Origin of the sequence: Roseovarius sp. (assembly GCF_040219995.1) — a bacterium.
In the GTDB taxonomy this organism is placed as follows: domain Bacteria; phylum Pseudomonadota; class Alphaproteobacteria; order Rhodobacterales; family Rhodobacteraceae; genus Roseovarius.
Genome location: NZ_JAVJUC010000042.1, coordinates 80,750 through 100,720 on the forward strand (window position 1 = coordinate 80,750; position 19,971 = coordinate 100,720).

Consider the following 19,971-nt stretch of genomic DNA (forward strand, 5'->3'; position numbering starts at 1 on the left):
CGGCACAAGCGCGGCACCCGGCGGGCAGCAGTCACGAGGGCGCGAAAGACCCCTCGGGCATTTCACAGGACCAGTCGCATGAACGCAGACACAATGCTTCATCCCAAGAAGAAACACCGCCTGCAAATCGCCGAAAAAGGCGGGCCGATGGGGGCCGTCGCGCGGCTCTCGAAATATTCCGAGCGTCGCGGCGCGGTGCTTGATGTGGGCGTCAATCGCGGTACCATGGCGCTGCATCTGTGCCGCCTCTTCTGCGACATGCCGATCCACCTGATCGAGCCGATCCCGGCGCAATGCGACTATGTGCGCGAGCGGTTCGCGCGCTTTCCGACGGTCGAGGTGCATCAGATGGCCCTCTCGCACGAGACCGGGCAGAGCGATTTTCACCTTGCCGATCATGTCGGCAGTTCCTCGCTCTTCACCAATACCGGTGACGAGGCCGCACAGCATTCCGGCCACTCCACCGCCGAGACGATTACCGTCGAGACCAACCGCCTCGATGACTGGTGCGCGGCGAACGCGGTCGATCACATCGCCTGCATGAAACTCGACACGCAGGGTAGCGAATTCAACATCCTCACCGGCGCGCAGGACCTGCTGTCACGCGACGCCATCGACATCATCATGCTCGAATGGTTCGCCATCCCGCATTACGACGGTGTGCCGCTGCTGGACGAGATCCTGACCCTGATGCGCGGGCATGGCTACCTGCCCTACGACATCTTCCCGTCACGGCGGCTGAAGAACGGGCAGTTGCGGTTCGGCGATGCGGTGTTCATCTCCGAGACCTTCCGCAAGACCCGCCTGCCATCCGCACAGGGCACCTGAGCCACGGCCCGCACTCACTCACCGAAAGGACGGCGCATATCCGATGGGACGCTTTGTCATTGTCACCCCGATGAAGAACGAGGGGCCCTTTATCGTCGAATGGGTCGCGCATAATCTGGCCATCGGCGTGGACGAGATGGCGATCTTCTCGAACGATTGCACCGATGGCTCGGATGCGCTGCTTGATCGCTTGCACGAGATGGGCAAGCTGCATCATGTCGATAACAGCTCAAGAAAGCCCGCGCCGCAGCGCCGCGCCTATCGCCGGTTTCTCAAGATGGATCTTGCAGGACCCGAGGATTGGGTGATCCCGATCGACGCCGATGAATACATCAACGTCAAGACCGGCGATCACACGCTGCGCGCCCTGACCGATGCGGTGCCGCAGGCACGCACGCTGTCGATGACATGGCGGCTTTTCGGCAATGCCGGGGTCAGATCTTACGAGGACACTTTTCTCACCGATCAGTTCCGCATGGCCGCCGCCGACATGACCCGCCGCCCGCCGCAGGCCTGGGGCCTGAAGACGATGTTCCGCCGCGATCTGTGGGGCCATATCGGCGTGCACCGGCCCAAGCGCCCCACCGTCGAAACCTTTGCCGAAACGCAGTGGTATAACGGCTCGGGACAGCCGATGCCCGACCGCTACATGGAGGGCAGCTGGCGCTCGGGGCCGGATTCACTCGGTTATGATCTGGTGCAGCTCAATCACTACGCGCTCAAGTCCTGCGAATCCTACCTGGTGAAAAAGGCCCGGGGTCGCGCCCATCACGGCGGCGAGGCGCTTGGGCTGGAGTATTGGCAGAAGATGAACCACAACCGGATCGAGGATCGCAGCATCGACGGCATCCGCCCGCGCAAGGCCGAGATTTACGACGAGTTGCTGTCCGACCCGGACCTGCGCCGCCTGCACGAGGCCTGCTGCGACAATCACCGCGCTCTGATCGCAGAGCTGCGCGAGCGTCCCGATTTCAGCGATCTGGTGCAGGGCCTCTTGCCCGAGACGGCGGTCTGACCGTCAGAACGGGTTGGCAAACGCGCCGATGATCTGGGTCAGGTCCTCGCGCGGCAGGGTCATCTTCTTCAACTCGAACCGGGCCATCCGTCCGCGCCTCTCGACCGGCTTGGCAAAGCGTTCCACCGCGTGATAGCGCGGCCTGTCGCCGTAATCGTCGAACAACACCACGGTCTTGCGGGTGCAGCGCAGCATCACCGCGTAAAAGCATGCCTCGCGAAAACGCCCGTCGATGAGCACCGTATCGGGGGCCTGAAACTCGGGGTGATCCCAGATACCGAGCGCATATTCGTGATAGCGCCGATAGCCGCTGCTATCCACCGGGCGGCCCCATTTGCCGGTCTTGCCGATCGGGGCATAGTGCAGATGCACCGGCGACGGCGCGCCCGCCTCGTCGAGATAGGCCTGCAGGCGGCGTGTCCAGCGGCGGTCGCTCTCGACCGAAAAGACCGTCTTGCCGGTCATTTCCGAGGCCAGCACGGTCGAGCCGCCGCTGCCATATTCGAGAATGACCTTGGAGGCTGCATAGGTCTCGCGCACCCAGTCGCCCACCTCGGGCGAAAACGTCAATTCGGGGCGTTCCAGAACCGCCTTGTCCATCACTTGCACTCCTTCACCGGGTCACGCATCCACCGCTCCGGCAGTGCGAGGGCGGGTTTTCTGGGGTTGTGCCGCCGGTCGAGCGGATGCGGCAGCGCGGTCGCCAGGCGCAGGCCGTGGGCGCGGTCGCGCCGCAACAGCGTCGCCTCGACCACGCGCGGGATCGGCTCGCCGTCGATTTCGACACTGCCCGACACGTTGTTGGGATGCAGATGCACCGTCACAAAATCCTCGCGCAGCTTTTCGATGGCAGCCAGAGCCGGGCCCATGAAGCGCGGCTTGGTCAGGATCGAGGGCAGGTGGTGCCATTCGATCACGATCATCCGGAACCGGCGCAAGAGGTCACGCGGCGCGGCCGAAAGCGTGGCATATTCCGCCCCCTCTATATCCATCTGCAACAGCAGGTCGGCGTCGGGGTCAGGATCGGTCGCCGCCACCCAGGAGGCCAGCGTCATGACCTCGCCCTCATCCTTGTCCCCAAGGAATTTGCGCACAAATTCAGCCCCCGGCACGTTCAGCGGGGGGCGCTCGACCGAGGCGTCGGCCATGAAGGACGCAATGCCCCGCTTGGCCATGTCCATCTCGAAGCTGGCCTGCTCTGACACGCCGGGCGAATAGCACGCCGCGATCCCGCGCAGGTCGTCGGGCAACAGGTAGCCGCCATCGCCGAAATCGCCCATCCGGATCAGCGGCGTGTCAGTCTCATAGGGGCACATGAAGGCGTCGATGACCGCCGCCCCCTCCGCATCATGGACGGAACGGATAGCGGGGGCTTGGGTGCTCATGACGCGGGTCTCTGCTCTGGTAACGGCCTACGGGTGGGTGGCGGGGCATGCCCTGCCACCTCTTTTATCTGCAAGTCACGCGACAATAGCACATCCGCGGCGCATTACAGCCCTGTAAATGCCGCCTCAGACCGCCCGGTCGCGAATGCCGCCCTCTGCCGCCCCGGTGGGCACCAGCGCGCGCACCAGTTTCTGCATCTCCAGCGCGCCCACCTGTTGGCCGTTGCGCATGACACGGTAACACAGCCCGGTATTGCCCTCGGAAATCGCAATGACCGATTCCAGCGTGTCGTCAGGGCCGACCTCGCCCGCGAATTCGCGGTCCTGCGCCTTGGTATCCTCCATCACCGACCGCACCCGCAGCACCCGTGCGCGGTTGATGTCGCTGATGAAATCCACGATGTAGGGATCGTTGGGATGCAGCAGGATCTCCTGCGGCTCGCCCTGCTGCACGACCTGCCCGTCCTTGAGAATGACCAGGTGATCGGCCAGCTTCAGCGCCTCGTCGAGGTCGTGACTGATGAACACCACGGTCTTCTGCAATTCCTCCTGCAACTCCAGCAGCAAGTCCTGCATGTCGGTCCGAATGAGCGGATCGAGCGCCGAGAACGCCTCGTCCATCAGCATGATCGGCGAGTCCGACGCGAGCGCCCGGGCGATGCCCACCCGCTGCTGCATCCCCCCCGACAGTTGATGCGGATACTGCCCGCCCTGCCCGCCAAGACCCACGCGGTCCAGCCATTTGATCGCGTCGTCCTGGAAATCGGCCTTGGTCTCACCGCGCACGGCGCGGGCCATGCCGGTGTTTTCCAGCACGGTGCGATGCGGCAACAGCGCGAAATGCTGGAAGACCATCGACATCTGCTCGCGCCGCAGGCGGCGCAGGTCACGCTCGCCATAGGCCAGCACATCCTCACCATCGAGCAGGATCTGCCCTGCCGTCGGTTCGATCAGCCGGTTGAGGTGGCGGATCAGCGTCGACTTTCCAGACCCCGACAGGCCCATTATGACGGTGATATCGCCGCCGCGCATATCGACATTGATGTCCTGAAGGCCCAGCACATGGCGGTGCTTTTCCATCAGTTCCGGCTTGCCCATCCCGGCGCGCACATGCTCCAGCGCGCCCTTGGGGTCCGACCCGAAGATCTTGTAGAGATTGCGGATCGAAATCTTGACGTCTTTTTCCATTGCAGCGGCCCCGCTCATGAGTTTCTCTGCGCCGCACTTGCAGCATTGACGCGGGCCAGCGCCGCCTTGGTCACCCGGTCGAGGATCACCGCCAATAGCACGATGCCCAGACCGGCGATCAGACCGACGCCCAGTTCCAGATTGCGGATGCCGCGCAGCACCAGCACGCCCAGACCGGGGGCCGACACCAGCGAGGCGATCACCACCATCGCAAGGCTCATCATGATGGTCTGGTTCACCCCCGCCATGATGTTGGGCAGCGCGAGCGGAATCTGCACCCCGTAGAGCTTTTGCCGGTCGGTCATGCCGAACGCCTCGGCGGCCTCGATCACCTCTTTATCCACCAGCCGGATGCCAAGGTCCGTAAGACGAATGACCGGCACGATGGCATAGAGGATGATCGCAATGCCGTAGAGTTTCGGCTCGGTCACCGAAAAGAGGAAGATCAGCGGAATGAGATAGACGAAGGGCGGCAAGGTCTGGAGCATGTCCAACACCGGTATCGTCAGGCGCTGCATCGTGTCGCTGCGCGACATGGCGATGCCTATGGGCACGCCGAGCAGAACGCATAAGAACGCGCAGACGAAGATGATTGCCAGCGTCTGCATGGCGAAATTGTAATGGTCGATGAAGGCCAGAAAGAGGATCGAGAAGGCGACGAATCCCACGAGTTTCAAGGATTTCGAGGCGAACCAGACCACCGCCAGCAGGATCGGGATCATGATGAACCAGGGCGTGTTCTGAAAGGCGTAGAGCGCGGCCTCCAGAAACCAGCTCAGCGGTTGGGTGATCGGGTCGAGCACCACCTTGAGCGAATCCTTGACGCCGAGAAAGCTGGTCTCGACCCCCTTGGTCAGGTCGCGGGTCCGGGCAATCGCCGGGCAGGCCTCGTTCAGCGCATCGAGAGAGGGAAAAGGCAACTCCCAGATGGGGGTGCCCTCACCGCCGCCCGAGCCTTGGGCGAGCAGGTCGGCCATGCTCATCGGGCCGGTGGTGGCATCCTTGTCGCACCACTCCCGCAGGCCGAGCCCGTTGAAGATGAAATCATATGTCGCCATGTCGGCTCTCCCTGCGCAGGCCCTTTTGCGGGCCTTGTCGTGCTTATTGGGCAAACGGGGCCGCGCATGTCGCACAGCCCCTCCCGAAGGCATCGTTTACTTGATGATGCCGCTCAGTTTCTCGGCAGCGGCGTCATTCACCCAACCTTTCCAGGTGTCGCTGTTCTGCGTCAGGAAGTAGACGGCGGCCTCTTCTGCCGAGGCGCTGTTATCCGCCTGCCATGCCAGAAGGTTGCTCAGCTCCTGCGTGCCGAAGGAGATGTTGCTCACCAGTTCGAACACTTCGGGGTTACGCTCTGCGAAGTCCGAGGTGACGACGGTCAGGACCGGGGCCGCCGGGTAGGCGGATTTGCCGGGATTGTCGCAATCCTGTGTCTGGTTGCATTCGTGGATGTCGGCGATATGCGGCCCCATGTCCACGGCGACCATGTTGTAGCGGCCCAGAACGGCGGTCGGGCCCCAGTAATAGCCGAACCACGGTTCCTTGTTCTCGTAGGCCGAGGCCATCGCAGCGGGCAGCGTGTCGCCCGAGCCGTGGTTGAACACCTCGATACCGTGGCCCTCGAAATCGAACGCCTTGACGAGGTTGTCGTTGGCGATGCGGCAGCCCCAGCCGTCGGGGCAGTTGTGGAAGCGCCCGCCGACCAGGTCTGGATTGTTCAACACGCCCTCGATGGTGGCCAGTTCGGGATGCTCTTCCACAAGGTAGTCAGGCACCCACCAGTTCTCGCTGCCGCCCTCAGAGAAGACATCGGCGGCTTTGACCACCTTGCCCTCTTCTTCCAGCTTGAAATAGGCGGGGGCCGAGTTGACCCAAAGCTCCGGCACGACGTCGGGCTCGTTGTTCTCGGCGAGCGAGGTGATCGCGGTGGTGGTGGCCGACGGCACCAGCGTCACGTCACAGCCATAGCCCTGCTCCATCAGGAACTCGGTGATCTTGGAGATGATCGAGCCAGAGGCCCAGTTCATCTCGGCGACAGAGACTTCGCCGCATTCGGCATGCGCCATCGCGGGCGCGGTCAGCGCGCCGAAGGCCAGTGCAAGTGTCAGTTTTTTCATGGTCTTTCTCCCAGTTGAGTGGTCTTTTCATGGTAGGTCGTCTGATCGCGGGTCAATCGTTGTCATCCCCCGCAGCCCCGGCACCGGCACGCGACCCGGCCGAGGGTGGAACGGTAACGCGCAATGCCAAAGCATCGAGCGCCTGCCAGTCGGCAAAGGCGATACCTTTGGTCGGCACCGCACAATCAGTCTGTTGCTCATTCGGGTCCGGTGGCGCCGCGACCGTGATCCACAGATCGGCAGGTGCGCTCGCGTCTTCCCCAAGTGACACCGGGACCGGCCCGTTCCCTGCCGTATCCAGCGTGAGTTCCGCGCCAAACCAACCGATACGGAGCGGAAGGTCAAGCCTTGTCGCCGCCCGCGCCACGAAGGGCAGGATGAGGCGCGGATGCGCGACGGTGTCGATGCGCAGGCCATCGTGGCCCGGCCCTTCGGGCAGCGCCGCAAAATCGGCAAGGGCCAGCCCCGTGCGCAGCGGGCAAAGCGGCCCCATGCGGGCCTGCCAATGGCCGGGCGCGGGCAGGGGGCGGGCCAGCGTGGCGCAGTCCTGCAACCAGTGCAGCACGATAGACGGCCCGGCCAATCCTGCGCGCGTGAGCCACGCGGCAGCCCATCCCGCCTCTTCGGCCTCGCCCCAGCTCAGCCCGACCCCGCGCGCCGCCTTGAAGCACAGCGCGTTGATCTCCGACAGCGACAGGCAGACCCGCGCGCCGTCCTGTGCGACAGGGGCAGAGGCAGACCGGGTCGGATCGTTGGGCGACATCATCACGGCGCATCCCCCGGGTTCAGATCATCGGGATAGGGCGCGCCCTGAAACAGGCTGATCCGCACCCACCGGTCCGAACGCGGATCGAACCGCGTGGCCCCGAAGAAGGCCAGCTTGCAGCGCAGCAGGTCTATGGGCAGCATGTCCGCGTCGATCAGGTTGTCGCGTATCTCGGCGAACGGATGCCGCGCCGTGCTCTGCACGCGGCGCACAATCAGGCGATGGTCGGGATGCGCCAGCAGGAACTTTGCCAGCGGGGCATCACCGTCCTCCTCCTGCAAGGCCTGCCAGAGCGCCGCCGCCTGCCGCCCGGTGTCGAGTGGGAGTTCGCGGCTTGCGCCCTCCTCCTCAAACCGCTCGCCAAGGCGCGGCTCCAGCTTTTCCTCGGAGATGTACCAGAACCGCGCGCAATGGGCGGGATCGGTGTAATCGGTGTCGATGGCCCAGTCGTAATGCGCTTGCAGGATGTCGCGCAGCGCGGCCACGCGCATCGCGCCGTCGATGCCGAAATGCGCCTCTTCATCGGCCTGCATGCATTGGCCCAGCCCGTCGATCAGATCGCCATGCGGCTCCAGCATCGCGGCGAGCAGCGCCTCCTGCGCCTCGAGCGGCAGATTGGCCTTCCCCCAGCACCAGAGTGCGTCCCAGGGCTGCGGCGCGCTTGCGTCCCAACCCTCTGCGACGAAGCGATCCAGCCGGGCCAGACCATCGCGCAGATCGGTCAGCTTGGCCTGCTGTATCGGGTGCGCGCTCTGCCAGTCAGTGGCGTTCTGCACCGCCGCCGCCAGCGTCGCGCGAAAGCCTGCCAGCGTCATCTCATCTGCCGACGCCTGCGCCCGCACCCGCGCCAGCGCCTCTTCGCGGGCCATCATCCAGTTGTTGAGCAGCACCGGGTGCCGCACCAGAAACGGTGCCATGCCGAGGCCGGTGGAATTGCCCACGCCGAGGCCCCGGCGCAGATCCTCGCGCAGGGGCACCGCCGCATCGCCACCACGGGCACGCGCCAGATGCTCGACCAGATCGACGGTAAAGGCGCGGGTGAGCCAGACCGACAGCATCTCGGCCTGAAAGGGGGCCGAGAGGGCGGGCCGCCCGGCGATCATCGCGCGATCCGCCGCCCCGAACTTGCCCGAGCCGTAGACGGCGGTGGTGCGCATCAGATAGCCGGTTTCGCGCAGCATCTGCGCATCGGGCTGCTGCCCCGCCGCCAACCGCTCGATCACGTGATCGAAGAGCCGCACCGAGCGGTTGGCGCGGCTGAGCGACAGCTCTTTCGGGCTGACGCGCCCGGCCTCCTGCAGCGGCACATTGGCCTGCAACCGGTCCAGATCATCGGCATCGGGCGTGCCGTCGAAGAGCGCGAATGTCGCGTCCCACGCCGTCGCGATCACCCGGTCGGAGCGTTGATCGGCGGGCAGGTCATGGGCGAAGGCCACAAGGCTCAGGCTGCCGCCATCAAAGCGCATCCGGTAGACCGCGCGTCCCACGCCGCGCGCGTCCATGTCCCAGACCGGACGGTCGAAGACCCAGCCCTCGGCCTCGATCCGGCGCAGCAATTGGCGCAGGAACGACAGTCGCGTCGGGTGGCTGCATCCCATCCGCCCGAGGCGCATGACCTCGGCGGGCGGTCGCCGGAACGCCGCCGCCTGCGGCATGGGGTTCCGGCTCTCGCAACTCACTGCGCGGCCTCCTTGTAGCGGGGCGCGACGCTGCCGAAACTCTCGGCAAAGAAACGTGCCCAGTTGCCGCCCATAACCCCGGCCACCTCGGCATGGCTCATGCCGGTGGCGCGCAAACCCTGCGCAATTTGCCCGAAATCGCGATTGTCGCGGAACCAGTCGGGCATCGGCGGGAAGCCGGGCCTGTCGGCGCTGCCCTCGCCGAAATCGACCTTTTTCGTCCAACGCCCCGACCGCATCCACTCGACCACGCTGTCGGGCTGATCCTGGCACAGGTCCGAGCCGATGCCGAGCCGGTCGATGCCCATCCGCTCAGCGGTGCGCGCAACCATCGCGCAGAATTCCGTGAGCGTGCAGTCGCCACCACCACGCAAGTGATGCGGATAGAGCGAAAAGCCCAGCATCCCGCCGCTTTCCGCCAGCGCGTCGAGGACGCGGTCGGACTTGTTGCGCCGGGCGGGGTGCCAGCGTGCCGGATTGGCGTGGGTGATGGCGATGGGGCGCGTCGAATGCTCGATGGCCTCAATCGTGGAACGCTCAGAGGAATGGCTCATATCCACCACGAGGCCTACCCGGTTCATCTCGGCCACCACCTCGCGACCCATGCGGGTGAGGCCGGTATCCTCGGCCTCATAGCATCCGGTCGCCAGCAGGGATTGGTTGTTGTAGGTCAGCTGCATGAAGCGCAGGCCCAGCCGGTGCAGCACCTCGACCAGACCGATATCGTCTTCCATGCAACTCGGGTTCTGTGAGCCGAAAAAGATCGCGGTGCGGCCCGTGGCCTGCGCAAGCGCGATATCGTCGGCGGTAAAGCCCTGAAAGATCAGGTCGGGATACTGTTCGAACCAGCGGTTCCACGCCTCGATATTGAGCACCGTCTCGCGGAACGTTTCGTGATAGGTGATCGTCACATGCACCGCATCGACATTGCCCGCGCGCATCTGCCGGAAAATATCCTCCGACCAGTTGGCATATTGCAGGGCGTCGATGCGGGGTGGCGTCATGCGGGCACCCCCGAATGGATGTAGGAGGTCTTGACCGTGGTGTAGAATTCCTCGGCATAGCGGCCCTGTTCGCGGGGGCCATAGCTCGATGCGCCGCGCCCGCCGAAGGGGACGTGGTAATCGGTGCCCGCGGTGGGCAGGTTGACCATCACGCAGCCCGCGCGCGCGTTGCGGCGGAAATGCGTGGCGCGGGCGAGATCGCGGGTCATGATCCCCGCCGTCAGGCCGAACTCGGTATCGTTGGCCATGTGCAGCGCTTGCGTATAGCTGCCCGCCTTGAGGATGCAGGTGACGGGGGCAAACATTTCCTCGCGGTTGATGCGCATGGCGTTGTCGGTGCCCGCGAACACGGCGGGGGCCATGTAATAGCCGTCGGTCGCCCGCTCCAGCCGCGTGCCGCCGCAGAGGAGGTCCGCGCCCTCGGATTGGCCCAGCTTGATGTAATCGAGATTGCCGCTGAGTTGCCCCTCGCTGACGACGGGGCCGATCTGCGTGCCGTCCTCCAGCGCGTGGCCGACCTTGAGCGCCTGCGTGGCGGCGACCAGCTTCTCGACGAAGGCGTCGTGAATGCCGTCTTGCACGATCAGGCGCGAGGCGGCGGTGCATTTCTGCCCGGTGCCGCCAAAGGCTGCGTTCGCCGCGTGGGCCACCGCCAGATCGAGATCGCAATCGTCGCAGATCACCATCGGGTTCTTCGATCCCATCTCCATCTGGATCCTGGTCATGTTGACCATCGCCGCCGCCGCGATGCCACGGCCCACGGGGACCGAGCCGGTAAAGCTGATGGCGTCAATTTGCGGGCTTTCGACCAGACGCTGCCCCACATCGCGCCCCGGCCCCATCACGAGGTTGAAGAGGCCCTCGGGCAGGTCCTGCCTGGCGATGATTTCGGTCAGCGCCACGGCACTGGCAGGCGTCTGATTGGCAGGTTTCCAGATCACCGCGTTGCCGAAGGCGAGCGCCGGCGCGATCTTCCATGCGGGGGTGGCGATGGGGAAATTCCACGGGCTGATGATCGCCACCACGCCCACCGGCTCGCGGCGCACGTCGATCTCGATATCCGGGCGCACGCTGTCGGCGGTCTCACCCAGCTGGCGTAGCGCCTCGGCGGCGAAATAGGTAAAGAACTGCCCGGCGCGATAGGTCTCGCCCTTGCCCTCGGCCAGCGGCTTGCCCTCTTCTCGGGCGATCATTGTCCCGATCTCCTCGGCGCGGGCCATCAACTCTGTGCCGATGGCCATCAGCACATCGTGGCGCTTTTGCGGACCGGTGGCACCCCATGTCGTTTGCGCCGTGCGCGCCGCAGACAGGGCCGCGTCAAGCTGCGCCGCGTCGGCCTGCGCATAGTGGCCGATCACGTCCCTTAGGTCCGACGGGTTGCGGTTTTCCACGGAGGTGGCACCGTCTTGCCATTGGCCTGCGATGAAGTTGCGCGTCTCGAGTGTCATGCCTGTCCTTTGTGATGCGCCGCCGACCACCGCGCGGCGCGCAGGGTCGCGGTAAATCTCAGGCACGCAGCTTGCGAGGCGCAGATGATTAAATCAATCGCAAATTTCTTTACCAAATTTCAGATTGTCTGAACTTCAACGCCGCCGATAGCGGAACACGCCCGTGCCTGTGGCAATCACGCTGCCGGTCTCGTCGCGCACCGTGGCTTCGGCGAAATAGGTGCTCTTGCCGCCCCCTGTCCGTCGCGCTTCGGCGATCAGCAGCGCCCCCCGCGCCTGCCCGAGGTAATTGACCGTGAGCGAGAGCGTCAGCGCCATCTGCGCCCGCTCCGGATCACCGGTATAGCACCCGGCAAAGCCCATCGCGGTATCGAGCAGCGTCGCATGCATCCCGCCATGCGGCAGCCCCTGCCGGTTCATCAGCACAGGCGTCAGCGGCAATTCCACCCGCGCAAAATCCGCGCGCCATTCGGTCAGGCGATAGCCCAGGTGGGTTTGCAACGCTGAAGGTTCCTCCAGCAGCGCGGGGTCGATCTTGTCGCTCATGTCTCATCCTTTGCTGTCCGCAGCCCGGCGCGCGCGAATTCCGGCACATATTCCCCAAGCGCCAGACCGCGGGCGGGGTCCGAGGCGTTGCCGTCCAGCGCGCGTTTCTTAACCCCCTGCAGGATCGCCGCCATGCGGAAATAGGTGAAAGCGAGGTAAAAGTTGAACCCCTCGATCGGCGCCAGCCCCCGCCGCGCGCAATAGCGCGCGATGAAATCCTCATCCGACCACAGGCCCAGCGCGGCACGATCAACCCCCGCGAGCCCCCGCCCCTCGGTCGTGGCGGGCATCGACCATTGCATGATGACAGCGGCCAGATCGGCATAGGGGTGGCCGATGGTCGACAACTCCCAATCCAGCACGGCAACGCAATCGGTGGCGTCGGGCGCGAAGAGCAGATTGTCGAGCCGGTAGTCGCCATGCACCAGACAGCGCTGCCCGTCCTCCTCCGGCACGTGGTCATCCAGCCAGACGATCAGCGCCTCCATCTGAGGCAGATCCTCGGTGGCGGTGGCATGATACTGCGCCGTCCAGCGGTCGATCTGACGGCGATAGTAATTGCCAGACGGCCCGTAATCCATCAGCCCCGTCGCCTCCAGATCGACCTCGTGTATCGCGGCCAGAACGCGGTTCATCTCGTCGATCACGGCATGGCGCGCGGCAGGGTCCAGCCCCGGCAGCGATGGCGCATCGAAGGTGCGGCCCGGCACCGCATCCATGATGTAGAAGGGCGATCCGATGACGCTCTCATCCTCGCAGAGCACATGCATGCGTGCGACCGGCACATCCGTGCCCGCCAACGCCTTTTGCACGCGAAACTCGCGCTCCACCGCATGGGCGGATTTCAGCAGCACCCCGGGCGGCTTGCGCCGCAGCACGTAATTGCGCGCGGGCGTCTTCAGCAAATAGGTCGGGTTCGACTGCCCGCCGCTGAATTTCTCGGCCGCGACCGGCCCGTCAAAGCCCGGCAGATGCCCCGCTAGCCAGTCCGCGACGCGGGCCGTGTCCAGTTCCGCGCTCATGCGCCGTCCTCGCGCAGGTCGGGATGGACGTAATCCGCATACTGCTCGCGCAGTGTCAGCTTGGATATCTTGCCCGTCGCGGTCAGCGGCAGCGCGTCGGTCCAAAGCAGGTCATCGGGCAATTGCCAGGCTGCGAAATGTGCGGCCATATGCGCCTGCATCTCGGCCAGATCGGGCCGCGCCGCGCCCGTCGCCACCGCCACCAGAACCGGGCGTTCATCCCATTTCGGATGCGGCACGGCGATGACAGCGCAGGCGGCAATGGCGGGATGCGACAGCGCCGCGTTTTCCAGATCAATCGAGCTGATCCACTCACCCCCCGATTTCACCAGATCCTTGGCGCGATCGCGGATCACCAGCCGCCCCTCGGGACTGACCGAGGCCACGTCACCGGTGCCGAACCAGCCCTCGGGATCCATCGCGTCGCGCGTGGCCTCGGCATTCTCGAAATAGCCGCTGATCACGGTGTTGCCCCGCACGTAAAGCTCTCCGCTCGCCTGCCCGTCATGCGGCATGCGGTGGCCGTCATCATCCACGATCTTGAACTCCACCCCGAAAAGCCGCTGCCCGGCGCAGCATTTCGCGGCGATCCGCTCGGACTGCGGGGCATCGTCCAGCGCAGCAGGCAGCATGCCATGGGCACCGATGGGGCTCATCTCGGTCATGCCCCAGGCTTGTGCGACATTCACGCCGCGCGCCTCGTAGGCTTCGATCATCACGCGCGGCGCGGCAGAGCCACCGACCACAAGGTCGCCAAACCCCTCCGGCACCCGGTTCTGTGCCTCAATCTCTTCAAGCAGCCCGGCCCAGACGGTGGGCACGCCCCAGGCCGACCAGACCCGCTCCGTCTCCATCAGCCGGAACAGGCTCGGCCCGTCCAGATGCGGCCCCGGCATCACCAGCGTCATGCCGGTCAGCGGCGCGGTATAGGGCAGGCCCCAGGCGTTGACGTGAAAGAGCGGCACCACCGGCAGAATGCGCGCTCCGGCGCGAAAACTGCTGGTCTGGCACAGCGGCACCTGCATCGCATGCAAGAGTGTCGAGCGATGCGAATAAAGCGCGCCCTTTGGGTTGCCCGTGGTCCCCGAGGTATAGCAGAGGCCCGAGGCGGTCTCCTCGGGAAACTCCGGCCAGTCATGGCTTTCGGGCTGACCGTCCAGCAGTTCCTCGTAGCAGAGCGCATCAAGCACCGTTTCGGGCATATGCGCGCGGTCGGTCATCAGCACGAACCGCAGCCCCTGCGGCAGATCGGGGGCCAGCGCCTCGACCAGCGGCACGAAGGTCAGATCGAGAAACAGCACCCGGTCGCCCGCATGGCGGATGATATAAAGCAGTTGTTCCTGCGACAGGCGCGGGTTGATCGTGTGACAGACCGCCCCCATGCCCGCCACCGCGTAATACAGCTCAAAATGCCGATAGCCGTTCCATGCCAGCGTGCCGATGCGGTCGCCCTTGCCCACGCCCAGCCCCTCCAGCGCATGCGCCAGTTGCGCCACGCGGGCCAATGTCTCGCCATAGCTTTGCCAATGAATATCCCCCTCGACCCGGGCCGACACGATGCCCTGATCGCCATGCGCCTCTGCGGCATGGGTCAGTATGTCGATGATCCGCAGATCACGGTGCATCATCTGGCCCTGCATGCTGCTCTCCTCTCTCGTCCCTCGCCCGGCGACGGTGGCATGAAAGGCGAGAGGGATCAATCGCGTGCTCCGTCATCCTCGGGCTTGACCCGAGGATCTGTGGAGGGGCCGAGAGAGCCTCCGGTCAAGCCGGAGGGTGACGGATAAAAGGACACGGCAACCGGGCCGCCCTTGACCTTCCTCGTCCGAGCGCGCATTTCCCCAACATCCAGCCCTGAGAGGAGCCACGCCATGACCTTCACCCGTTCTATCAAGATCGCCCCGTCGATCCTCTCGGCGGATTTCGCCAATTTCGGGGCCGAGATCCGGGCCATCGAAGATCAGGGTTGCGACTGGGTGCATGTCGACGTGATGGACGGGCATTTCGTGCCCAACCTCACCTTCGGCCCGCCGCTCTGTGCCGCCATCCGCCCGCATATCAAGACGGTGATGGATGTGCATCTGATGATCGCGCCGGTCGATCCCTATATCGACGCCTTCGCGCAGGCGGGGGCCGACGTGCTGACCGCGCATCTCGAGGCCGGGCCGCATACCCACCGCACCTTGCAGGCCATTCGCGGTGCTGGGTGCAAGGCGGGTTTGGCACTCAACCCCGGCACCGGGCTCGACGGGGTGGAGAACCTGCTCGACATGATCGACCTTGTCTGCGTGATGACGGTCAATCCCGGCTTCGGCGGGCAGAAATTCATCCACAGCCAGATCGACAAGGTCAAACGCCTGCGCGCGATGATCGGCGACCGCCCCATTCATATCGAGATCGACGGCGGCATCACGCCCGAGACAGCGCCCCTGATGGCCGCCGCCGGGGCCGATGTGCTGGTGGCAGGCTCGGCAGTGTTCAAGGGCGGCAGCGTCGACAACGCGGGTGTTTACGGTGAGAACATCCGCAGCATCCGCCAAGCGGCAGAGGCGGCCACCGGCGCGATGGCATGAACGGGGGCCTGACCCGCGCGGTCATTTTCGACCTCGACGGCACGCTGATCGACAGCGCGCCCGACATTCACGCCGCCGCCAACACCCTGATGGCGCAGCACGGCTTTGCGCCCTTCACGCCTGCCGAGACGCGCAGCTTCATCGGCAGCGGCGTGCCGCATTTCATCACCTGCTGCCTGCGCGCCCGCGACCGGGCCGGGGATGCGGCGCTGCGCGCGCAACTGATCGCGGAGTTCATCGAGCTTTACGAGACGGCGGTGACGCTGACGCAGGTCTATCCCGGCGTCGCTGACGCGCTGACGGCGCTGGCGGCCGAGCCCTACGCGCTTGGCCTTTGCACCAACAAGCCCGTCATGCCTGCCCGCGCGGTGCTCGCGCATCTCGGGCTCGACGCGCATTTCCCGGTGGTGATCGGCGGCGACAGCCTGACCGTGCGCAAGCCCGACCCGGCCCCGCTGCGCGCGGCGGTGGCAGGCCTTGGCGCGCGCGACGTGGTCTATGTCGGCGACAGCGAGGTCGATGCCGAGACGGCGGCGCGTGCGGGCCTGCCCTTTGCCCTCTATACCCAAGGCTACCGCAAGGGCCCGGTGGCGGACATCGCCCATGACCGCGCCTTCGACGATTTCGCCGAATTGCCCGGGATCGTCGCTGACCTCTTGTCCTGAGCCCGGCCCCGCGCGCATACTGCGCCCATGCGCACCCGTCTTACCGATGCCTTTGACCTGACCCATCCGATCGTCTCGGCGCCGATGGCCTTTGCCGCCGGGGGGCGGCTCGCGGCTGCTGTCAGCCATGCCGGGGGGCTGGGCCTGATCGGCGGCGGCTATGGCGATGCCGACTGGCTGGACGGGGCTTATGCCGAGGCCGGGAATGCGCGGGTCGGCTGCGGTTTCATCACCTGGAAGATGGCCGAGAGGCCGGAGGTGCTCGATCAGGTACTCGCGCGCGATCCGGCGGCGCTGTGCCTGTCCTTCGGTGACCCCGCGCCGTTTGCGCCCCGCATTGCCGAGGCGGGCGTGCCACTGATGGCACAGGTGCAGACCCTGCGCGACGCGCAGCGCGCGGCGGATTGCGGCGCGCGGGTGATCGTCGCACAAGGCTCCGAGGCCGGCGGCCATGGCGAGCGGCGCGGCACGATCACGCTGGTGCCCGAGGTGGCCGACTGGCTGGCGGGCAACGCGCCCGATGTGCTGCTCCTCGCGGCAGGTGGGATTGCCGACGGGCGCGGGCTGGCGGCGGCCCTCATGCTGGGGGCCGATGGCGTGCTCATCGGCTCGCGCCTCTGGGCCTCGGCAGAGGCGCAGGTGAGCGAGGCGATGACCGATGCCGCGATTGCCGCCACCGGGGATCAGACCATCCGCTCCACCGTGATGGATGCCGCGCGGGGCCTGCGCTGGCCCGACCGCTACACCGCGCGGGTGCTGCGCAACCCGGTGACCGAGCGCTGGCACGATGATCCGGATGGCTTGCGCGCCGACCCGGCCGCACAGGCCGACTGGGCGACGGGCTGGACCGAGGGCGACCCGGCCCGCGCCAATACATTTGTCGGCGAGGCGACGGGGCTGATCCATGACCGCCCGCCGGTGGCGGAGATCATTGAGGGTATGGTGGGTCAGGCCGAGGCACTGCTGCGGCAGGGGACAGGGCTGGGGTGAGACCGGGCAAGATGAGTATTTATGCCATAAAGAAACCGGCTGTCATGGTCATTTCACGCGCTGGTGCTATTTGTCCGGCGGAGGTGAGGCGATGACCCTCAAGGACCGTCTGAGCAACGAGATCGCGGCGCGTGAGGCGGATCTGGTGGAGCTCACGCAAGACCTGATCCGCATCCCGACGCTGAATCCGCCGGGCGTGAACTATCGCGAGATCTGCGACTATCTGGACCGGCGGCTGACCAAGGCGGGCTTCGCAACTGAAATGATCCGCGCCCATGGCGCACCCGGCGACAGCGACCGGCATCCGCGCTGGAACATCGTCGCCCGGCGCGAGGGCACGCGCCCCGGTGCTTGCGTACATTTCAACAGCCATATCGACGTGGTCGAGGTGGGTCATGGCTGGACCGTGGACCCGTTCGGCGGTGAACTGCGCGACGGCCGCATCTATGGACGCGGGTCTTGCGACATGAAAGGCGGGCTGGCGGCGAGCATCGTGGCAGTCGAGGCGTTCATCGCCACCTGCCCCGACTATGCCGGGGCGATTGAGATCAGCAGTACGGCGGACGAGGAATCGGGCGGCTTCGGCGGGGTCGCCTACCTGGCCGAGCGCGGCTATTTCAGCCCCGAGCGCGTCGATCACGTCATCATCCCCGAACCCCTGGGCAAGGATCGCATCTGTCTGGGCCATCGCGGCGTCTGGTGGGCCGAGATCGAGACCCATGGTGAGATCGCCCATGGCTCCATGCCGTTTCTGGGCGATTGCGCGATCCGCCACATGGGCGCGGTGATCGAGGCGATGGAGGCGCAGCTCTTCCCGGCACTCGCGGCGCGCCGCACCGAGATGCCGGTGGTGCCCGAGGGCGCGCGGCAATCGACGCTCAACATCAACTCCATCCATGGCGGCGAGCCGGAACAGGACGCCGATTATACCGGTCTGCCCAGCCCTTGCGTGCCCGACCGCTGCCGTATGGTGATCGACCGGCGGTTCCTGATCGAAGAGGATATCGGCGCGGTCGAGGCGGAAGTGCGCGCCGTGCTCGAAGCGGTGCGCGACGGGCGACCCGGGTTTGACTACACGATCCGCGAATTGCACCGCGTCCTGCCCACAATGACCGAGCGCGACGCGCCGGTGGTCGCGGCAGTGGCGCGGGCGGTGGCGGAGGTGTTCGGCCACGCGGCTGATTACGTGGTCAGCCCCGGCACCTACGACCAGAAACATATCGACCGGATCGGGCGGCTGAAGAACTGCATCGCCTATGGTCCCGGCATCCTCGATCTGGCGCATAAGCCGGATGAATATGTGGGCGTTGATGACATGCTGCAATCGGCGCGGGTGATGGCCTTTGCGTTGCAGGACCTGTTTGGCGGATAGCCGGTTTTCGCGGTTGCGGTCGCGCGGGTGATCCTGTTTCATCGCCGCGTTTGAAACCTGTGGGGTGTGACATGCGGCAGATGATGATGGTGGCGGCGCTCGGGCTGCTGACGGCGAGCGGGGCGGCGGCGGCCTGCGGCGGCAATTTCAACGCCTTCGTCGCCGATTTGCGCGAGGAGGCGCAGGCCCGTGGCCATGACGCGGCGACGGTGCAGCGGTTCTTTTCCGGTGTCCGGCAGGATGCATCCGTGCTGCGCGCCGACCGGCGGCAGGGCGTGTTTCAACTGCCCTTCACCGAATTCGCCCGTCGTCTGATCAGCGCCGACCGGCTCAACCGCGGGCGGCAGATGGCCGAGCGATATGACAGCACCTTTGACCGGATCGAGCATGACTATGGCATCAGCCGGGGCGTGCTCTTGGCGTTCTGGGCGTTCGAGACCGATTACGGCGCGGTGCAGGGCGATTTCAACACCCGCGACGCGCTGGTCACATTGGCGCATGACTGCCGCCGCCCCGAGATTTTCCGCCCGCAGATCTTCGCCGCGATCGAGCTGTTTGCACAAGGCGATTTCGACCCCGCCCGCACCACCGGCGCCTGGGCCGGGGAAATCGGCATGGTTCAGATGCTGCCAGAGGACATTCTGGAGCACGGCACCGATGGCGATGGCGACGGGCATGTGCGGCTGAAAACCTCGGCCCCCGATGCGCTCTTGTCCGGGGCGTCGATGCTGGCCGGGTTGGGCTGGCGCGCAGATGAGCCGTGGTTGCAGGAGGTGGCGCTGCCGCAGGGCTTTGACTGGGCGCAATCGGGGCTGGAGGTGACGAAGGGCGGTGCCGACTGGGCCGCCATGGGCCTGCGCCCGCGCCATGGCGAGATCGCAGACCTGCCCGCCAGCGTGATCCTGCCGCAGGGCAAGGGCGGGCCGGCCTTTCTCACCTATCCCAATTTTCGGGTCTATTTCGAATGGAACCAAAGCTTTACCTACGTGCTGACCGCCGCCTATTTCGCCAACCGGCTGGAGGGCGCGCCGGTGTTTGACGCGGGCAATCCCGCGCCGGGCCTCTCGGGCGAGGAGATGAAAGCGCTGCAACGCAAGCTCAAGGCGCGCGGCTATGACGTCGGCGGGGTGGACGGTATTCTCGGGGCCAATACCCGCGCGGCGGTGCGCGAAATGCAGGCCAAATTGGGGCTGCCGGTCGATGCCTGGCCAACGCGCGACTTGCTGAATCAGCTGTGACATACCAATAACAAGAAACTATCACTTTAATCAGCAAAGACAACTTCCCCTAATGTCGTGGATTTGTTAGAACGATTCTACATTCTGCGGATAAGATGAGGCATGCGCCCGCACCGCAGCAGCGAATACAGCAGA

Annotated in this window: 19 protein-coding genes; 7 read left to right on the plus strand and 12 right to left on the minus strand. The window is 65.6% G+C overall.

Features of this window, described 5'->3' with window-relative positions:
• Window positions 1–78 precede the first annotated feature (78 nt).
• Both RID11_RS18355 and RID11_RS18360 read left to right on the plus strand, forming a co-directional pair.
• Window positions 79–828 (plus strand): FkbM family methyltransferase, encoded by a 750-nt coding sequence (locus RID11_RS18355; protein WP_350141703.1) that lies wholly within the window; start codon window positions 79–81, stop codon window positions 826–828.
• A gap of 43 nt (window positions 829–871) precedes the next feature.
• A complete protein-coding gene (locus RID11_RS18360) occupies window positions 872–1,843 on the plus strand; it encodes a glycosyltransferase family 2 protein (protein WP_350141704.1) in 972 nt (323 codons plus the stop codon).
• 3 nt (window positions 1,844–1,846) lie between these two features.
• Here RID11_RS18360 and RID11_RS18365 read toward each other — a convergent pair whose 3' ends face one another.
• The 12 genes from RID11_RS18365 to RID11_RS18420 all read right to left on the minus strand — a co-directional run bounded on the left by RID11_RS18365 (window position 1,847) and on the right by RID11_RS18420 (window position 14,638).
• Window positions 1,847–2,443: a hypothetical protein gene (locus tag RID11_RS18365; protein ID WP_350141705.1), complete on the minus strand. Its 597-nt coding sequence runs from the start codon at window positions 2,441–2,443 to the stop codon at window positions 1,847–1,849.
• Window positions 2,443–3,228, minus strand: coding sequence for an FkbM family methyltransferase (locus tag RID11_RS18370; protein ID WP_350141707.1), 786 nt, complete (start codon window positions 3,226–3,228; stop codon window positions 2,443–2,445). Before RID11_RS18370 ends, RID11_RS18365 begins: the two co-directional genes overlap by 1 nt.
• Window positions 3,229–3,354: 126 nt before the next feature.
• Complete coding sequence (locus tag RID11_RS18375; RefSeq protein ID WP_350141709.1) at window positions 3,355–4,416, minus strand: ATP-binding cassette domain-containing protein; 1,062 nt, start codon at window positions 4,414–4,416, stop codon at window positions 3,355–3,357.
• A gap of 14 nt (window positions 4,417–4,430) precedes the next feature.
• Window positions 4,431–5,474, minus strand: coding sequence for an ABC transporter permease (locus RID11_RS18380; RefSeq protein WP_350141710.1), 1,044 nt, complete (start codon window positions 5,472–5,474; stop codon window positions 4,431–4,433).
• Between the two features lie 96 nt (window positions 5,475–5,570).
• The gene (locus RID11_RS18385; protein ID WP_350141711.1) at window positions 5,571–6,533 is read right to left on the minus strand and encodes an ABC transporter substrate-binding protein; all 963 of its coding nucleotides are present in this window, start codon (window positions 6,531–6,533) and stop codon (window positions 5,571–5,573) included.
• Window positions 6,534–6,585: 52 nt separating this feature from the next.
• Window positions 6,586–7,299: a DUF3726 domain-containing protein gene (locus RID11_RS18390; RefSeq protein WP_350141712.1), complete on the minus strand. Its 714-nt coding sequence runs from the start codon at window positions 7,297–7,299 to the stop codon at window positions 6,586–6,588.
• Window positions 7,299–8,954, minus strand: a complete 1,656-nt coding sequence (locus RID11_RS18395) for a hypothetical protein (protein ID WP_350141861.1) — start codon at window positions 8,952–8,954, stop codon at window positions 7,299–7,301. The genes RID11_RS18390 and RID11_RS18395 overlap by 1 nt, the downstream gene beginning before the upstream one ends.
• A 20-nt stretch (window positions 8,955–8,974) precedes the next feature.
• Window positions 8,975–9,982: a membrane dipeptidase gene (locus RID11_RS18400; RefSeq protein ID WP_350141713.1), complete on the minus strand. Its 1,008-nt coding sequence runs from the start codon at window positions 9,980–9,982 to the stop codon at window positions 8,975–8,977.
• Complete coding sequence (locus tag RID11_RS18405; RefSeq protein ID WP_350141714.1) at window positions 9,979–11,430, minus strand: aldehyde dehydrogenase family protein; 1,452 nt, start codon at window positions 11,428–11,430, stop codon at window positions 9,979–9,981. Before RID11_RS18405 ends, RID11_RS18400 begins: the two co-directional genes overlap by 4 nt.
• 135 nt (window positions 11,431–11,565) lie before the next feature.
• Complete coding sequence (locus RID11_RS18410) at window positions 11,566–11,976, minus strand: PaaI family thioesterase (RefSeq protein WP_350141716.1); 411 nt, start codon at window positions 11,974–11,976, stop codon at window positions 11,566–11,568.
• Complete coding sequence (locus RID11_RS18415; protein WP_350141717.1) at window positions 11,973–12,998, minus strand: phosphotransferase family protein; 1,026 nt, start codon at window positions 12,996–12,998, stop codon at window positions 11,973–11,975. Before RID11_RS18415 ends, RID11_RS18410 begins: the two co-directional genes overlap by 4 nt.
• Window positions 12,995–14,638 carry a long-chain-fatty-acid--CoA ligase gene (locus RID11_RS18420; protein ID WP_350141718.1) on the minus strand — a complete coding sequence of 548 codons (1,644 nt, stop codon included), beginning with the start codon at window positions 14,636–14,638 and terminating at the stop codon, window positions 12,995–12,997. The genes RID11_RS18415 and RID11_RS18420 overlap by 4 nt, the downstream gene beginning before the upstream one ends.
• 231 nt (window positions 14,639–14,869) lie before the next feature.
• Between RID11_RS18420 and rpe the strand changes: the two genes are divergently transcribed.
• From rpe to RID11_RS18445, 5 genes are all read left to right on the plus strand, one after another.
• A complete protein-coding gene (gene rpe / locus RID11_RS18425; protein ID WP_350141719.1) occupies window positions 14,870–15,571 on the plus strand; it encodes a ribulose-phosphate 3-epimerase in 702 nt (233 codons plus the stop codon).
• Window positions 15,568–16,236 (plus strand): phosphoglycolate phosphatase, encoded by a 669-nt coding sequence (gph, locus tag RID11_RS18430; RefSeq protein WP_350141721.1) that lies wholly within the window; start codon window positions 15,568–15,570, stop codon window positions 16,234–16,236. Before rpe ends, gph begins: the two co-directional genes overlap by 4 nt.
• Before the next feature lie 27 nt (window positions 16,237–16,263).
• Window positions 16,264–17,226 (plus strand): NAD(P)H-dependent flavin oxidoreductase, encoded by a 963-nt coding sequence (locus RID11_RS18435; RefSeq protein WP_350141722.1) that lies wholly within the window; start codon window positions 16,264–16,266, stop codon window positions 17,224–17,226.
• A gap of 91 nt (window positions 17,227–17,317) precedes the next feature.
• Window positions 17,318–18,598 carry an acetylornithine deacetylase/succinyl-diaminopimelate desuccinylase family protein gene (locus tag RID11_RS18440; protein ID WP_350141723.1) on the plus strand — a complete coding sequence of 427 codons (1,281 nt, stop codon included), beginning with the start codon at window positions 17,318–17,320 and terminating at the stop codon, window positions 18,596–18,598.
• Window positions 18,599–18,669: 71 nt separating this feature from the next.
• Window positions 18,670–19,836, plus strand: a complete 1,167-nt coding sequence (locus tag RID11_RS18445) for a lytic murein transglycosylase (protein ID WP_350141724.1) — start codon at window positions 18,670–18,672, stop codon at window positions 19,834–19,836.
• Window positions 19,837–19,971: the final 135 nt, after the last annotated feature.

Coding starts and splice junctions, on each gene's coding strand:
- RID11_RS18355 (WP_350141703.1), top strand. CDS start 79: ATGAACGCAGACACAATGCTTCATCCCAAGAAGAAACACCGCCTGCAA.
- RID11_RS18360 (WP_350141704.1), top strand. CDS start 872: ATGGGACGCTTTGTCATTGTCACCCCGATGAAGAACGAGGGGCCCTTT.
- RID11_RS18365 (WP_350141705.1), bottom strand. CDS start 2,443: ATGGACAAGGCGGTTCTGGAACGCCCCGAATTGACGTTTTCGCCCGAG.
- RID11_RS18370 (WP_350141707.1), bottom strand. CDS start 3,228: ATGAGCACCCAAGCCCCCGCTATCCGTTCCGTCCATGATGCGGAGGGG.
- RID11_RS18375 (WP_350141709.1), bottom strand. CDS start 4,416: ATGGAAAAAGACGTCAAGATTTCGATCCGCAATCTCTACAAGATCTTC.
- RID11_RS18380 (WP_350141710.1), bottom strand. CDS start 5,474: ATGGCGACATATGATTTCATCTTCAACGGGCTCGGCCTGCGGGAGTGG.
- RID11_RS18385 (WP_350141711.1), bottom strand. CDS start 6,533: ATGAAAAAACTGACACTTGCACTGGCCTTCGGCGCGCTGACCGCGCCC.
- RID11_RS18390 (WP_350141712.1), bottom strand. CDS start 7,299: ATGATGTCGCCCAACGATCCGACCCGGTCTGCCTCTGCCCCTGTCGCA.
- RID11_RS18395 (WP_350141861.1), bottom strand. CDS start 8,954: ATGCCGCAGGCGGCGGCGTTCCGGCGACCGCCCGCCGAGGTCATGCGC.
- RID11_RS18400 (WP_350141713.1), bottom strand. CDS start 9,982: ATGACGCCACCCCGCATCGACGCCCTGCAATATGCCAACTGGTCGGAG.
- RID11_RS18405 (WP_350141714.1), bottom strand. CDS start 11,430: ATGACACTCGAGACGCGCAACTTCATCGCAGGCCAATGGCAAGACGGT.
- RID11_RS18410 (WP_350141716.1), bottom strand. CDS start 11,976: ATGAGCGACAAGATCGACCCCGCGCTGCTGGAGGAACCTTCAGCGTTG.
- RID11_RS18415 (WP_350141717.1), bottom strand. CDS start 12,998: ATGAGCGCGGAACTGGACACGGCCCGCGTCGCGGACTGGCTAGCGGGG.
- RID11_RS18420 (WP_350141718.1), bottom strand. CDS start 14,638: ATGCAGGGCCAGATGATGCACCGTGATCTGCGGATCATCGACATACTG.
- rpe (WP_350141719.1), top strand. CDS start 14,870: ATGACCTTCACCCGTTCTATCAAGATCGCCCCGTCGATCCTCTCGGCG.
- gph (WP_350141721.1), top strand. CDS start 15,568: ATGAACGGGGGCCTGACCCGCGCGGTCATTTTCGACCTCGACGGCACG.
- RID11_RS18435 (WP_350141722.1), top strand. CDS start 16,264: ATGCGCACCCGTCTTACCGATGCCTTTGACCTGACCCATCCGATCGTC.
- RID11_RS18440 (WP_350141723.1), top strand. CDS start 17,318: ATGACCCTCAAGGACCGTCTGAGCAACGAGATCGCGGCGCGTGAGGCG.
- RID11_RS18445 (WP_350141724.1), top strand. CDS start 18,670: ATGCGGCAGATGATGATGGTGGCGGCGCTCGGGCTGCTGACGGCGAGC.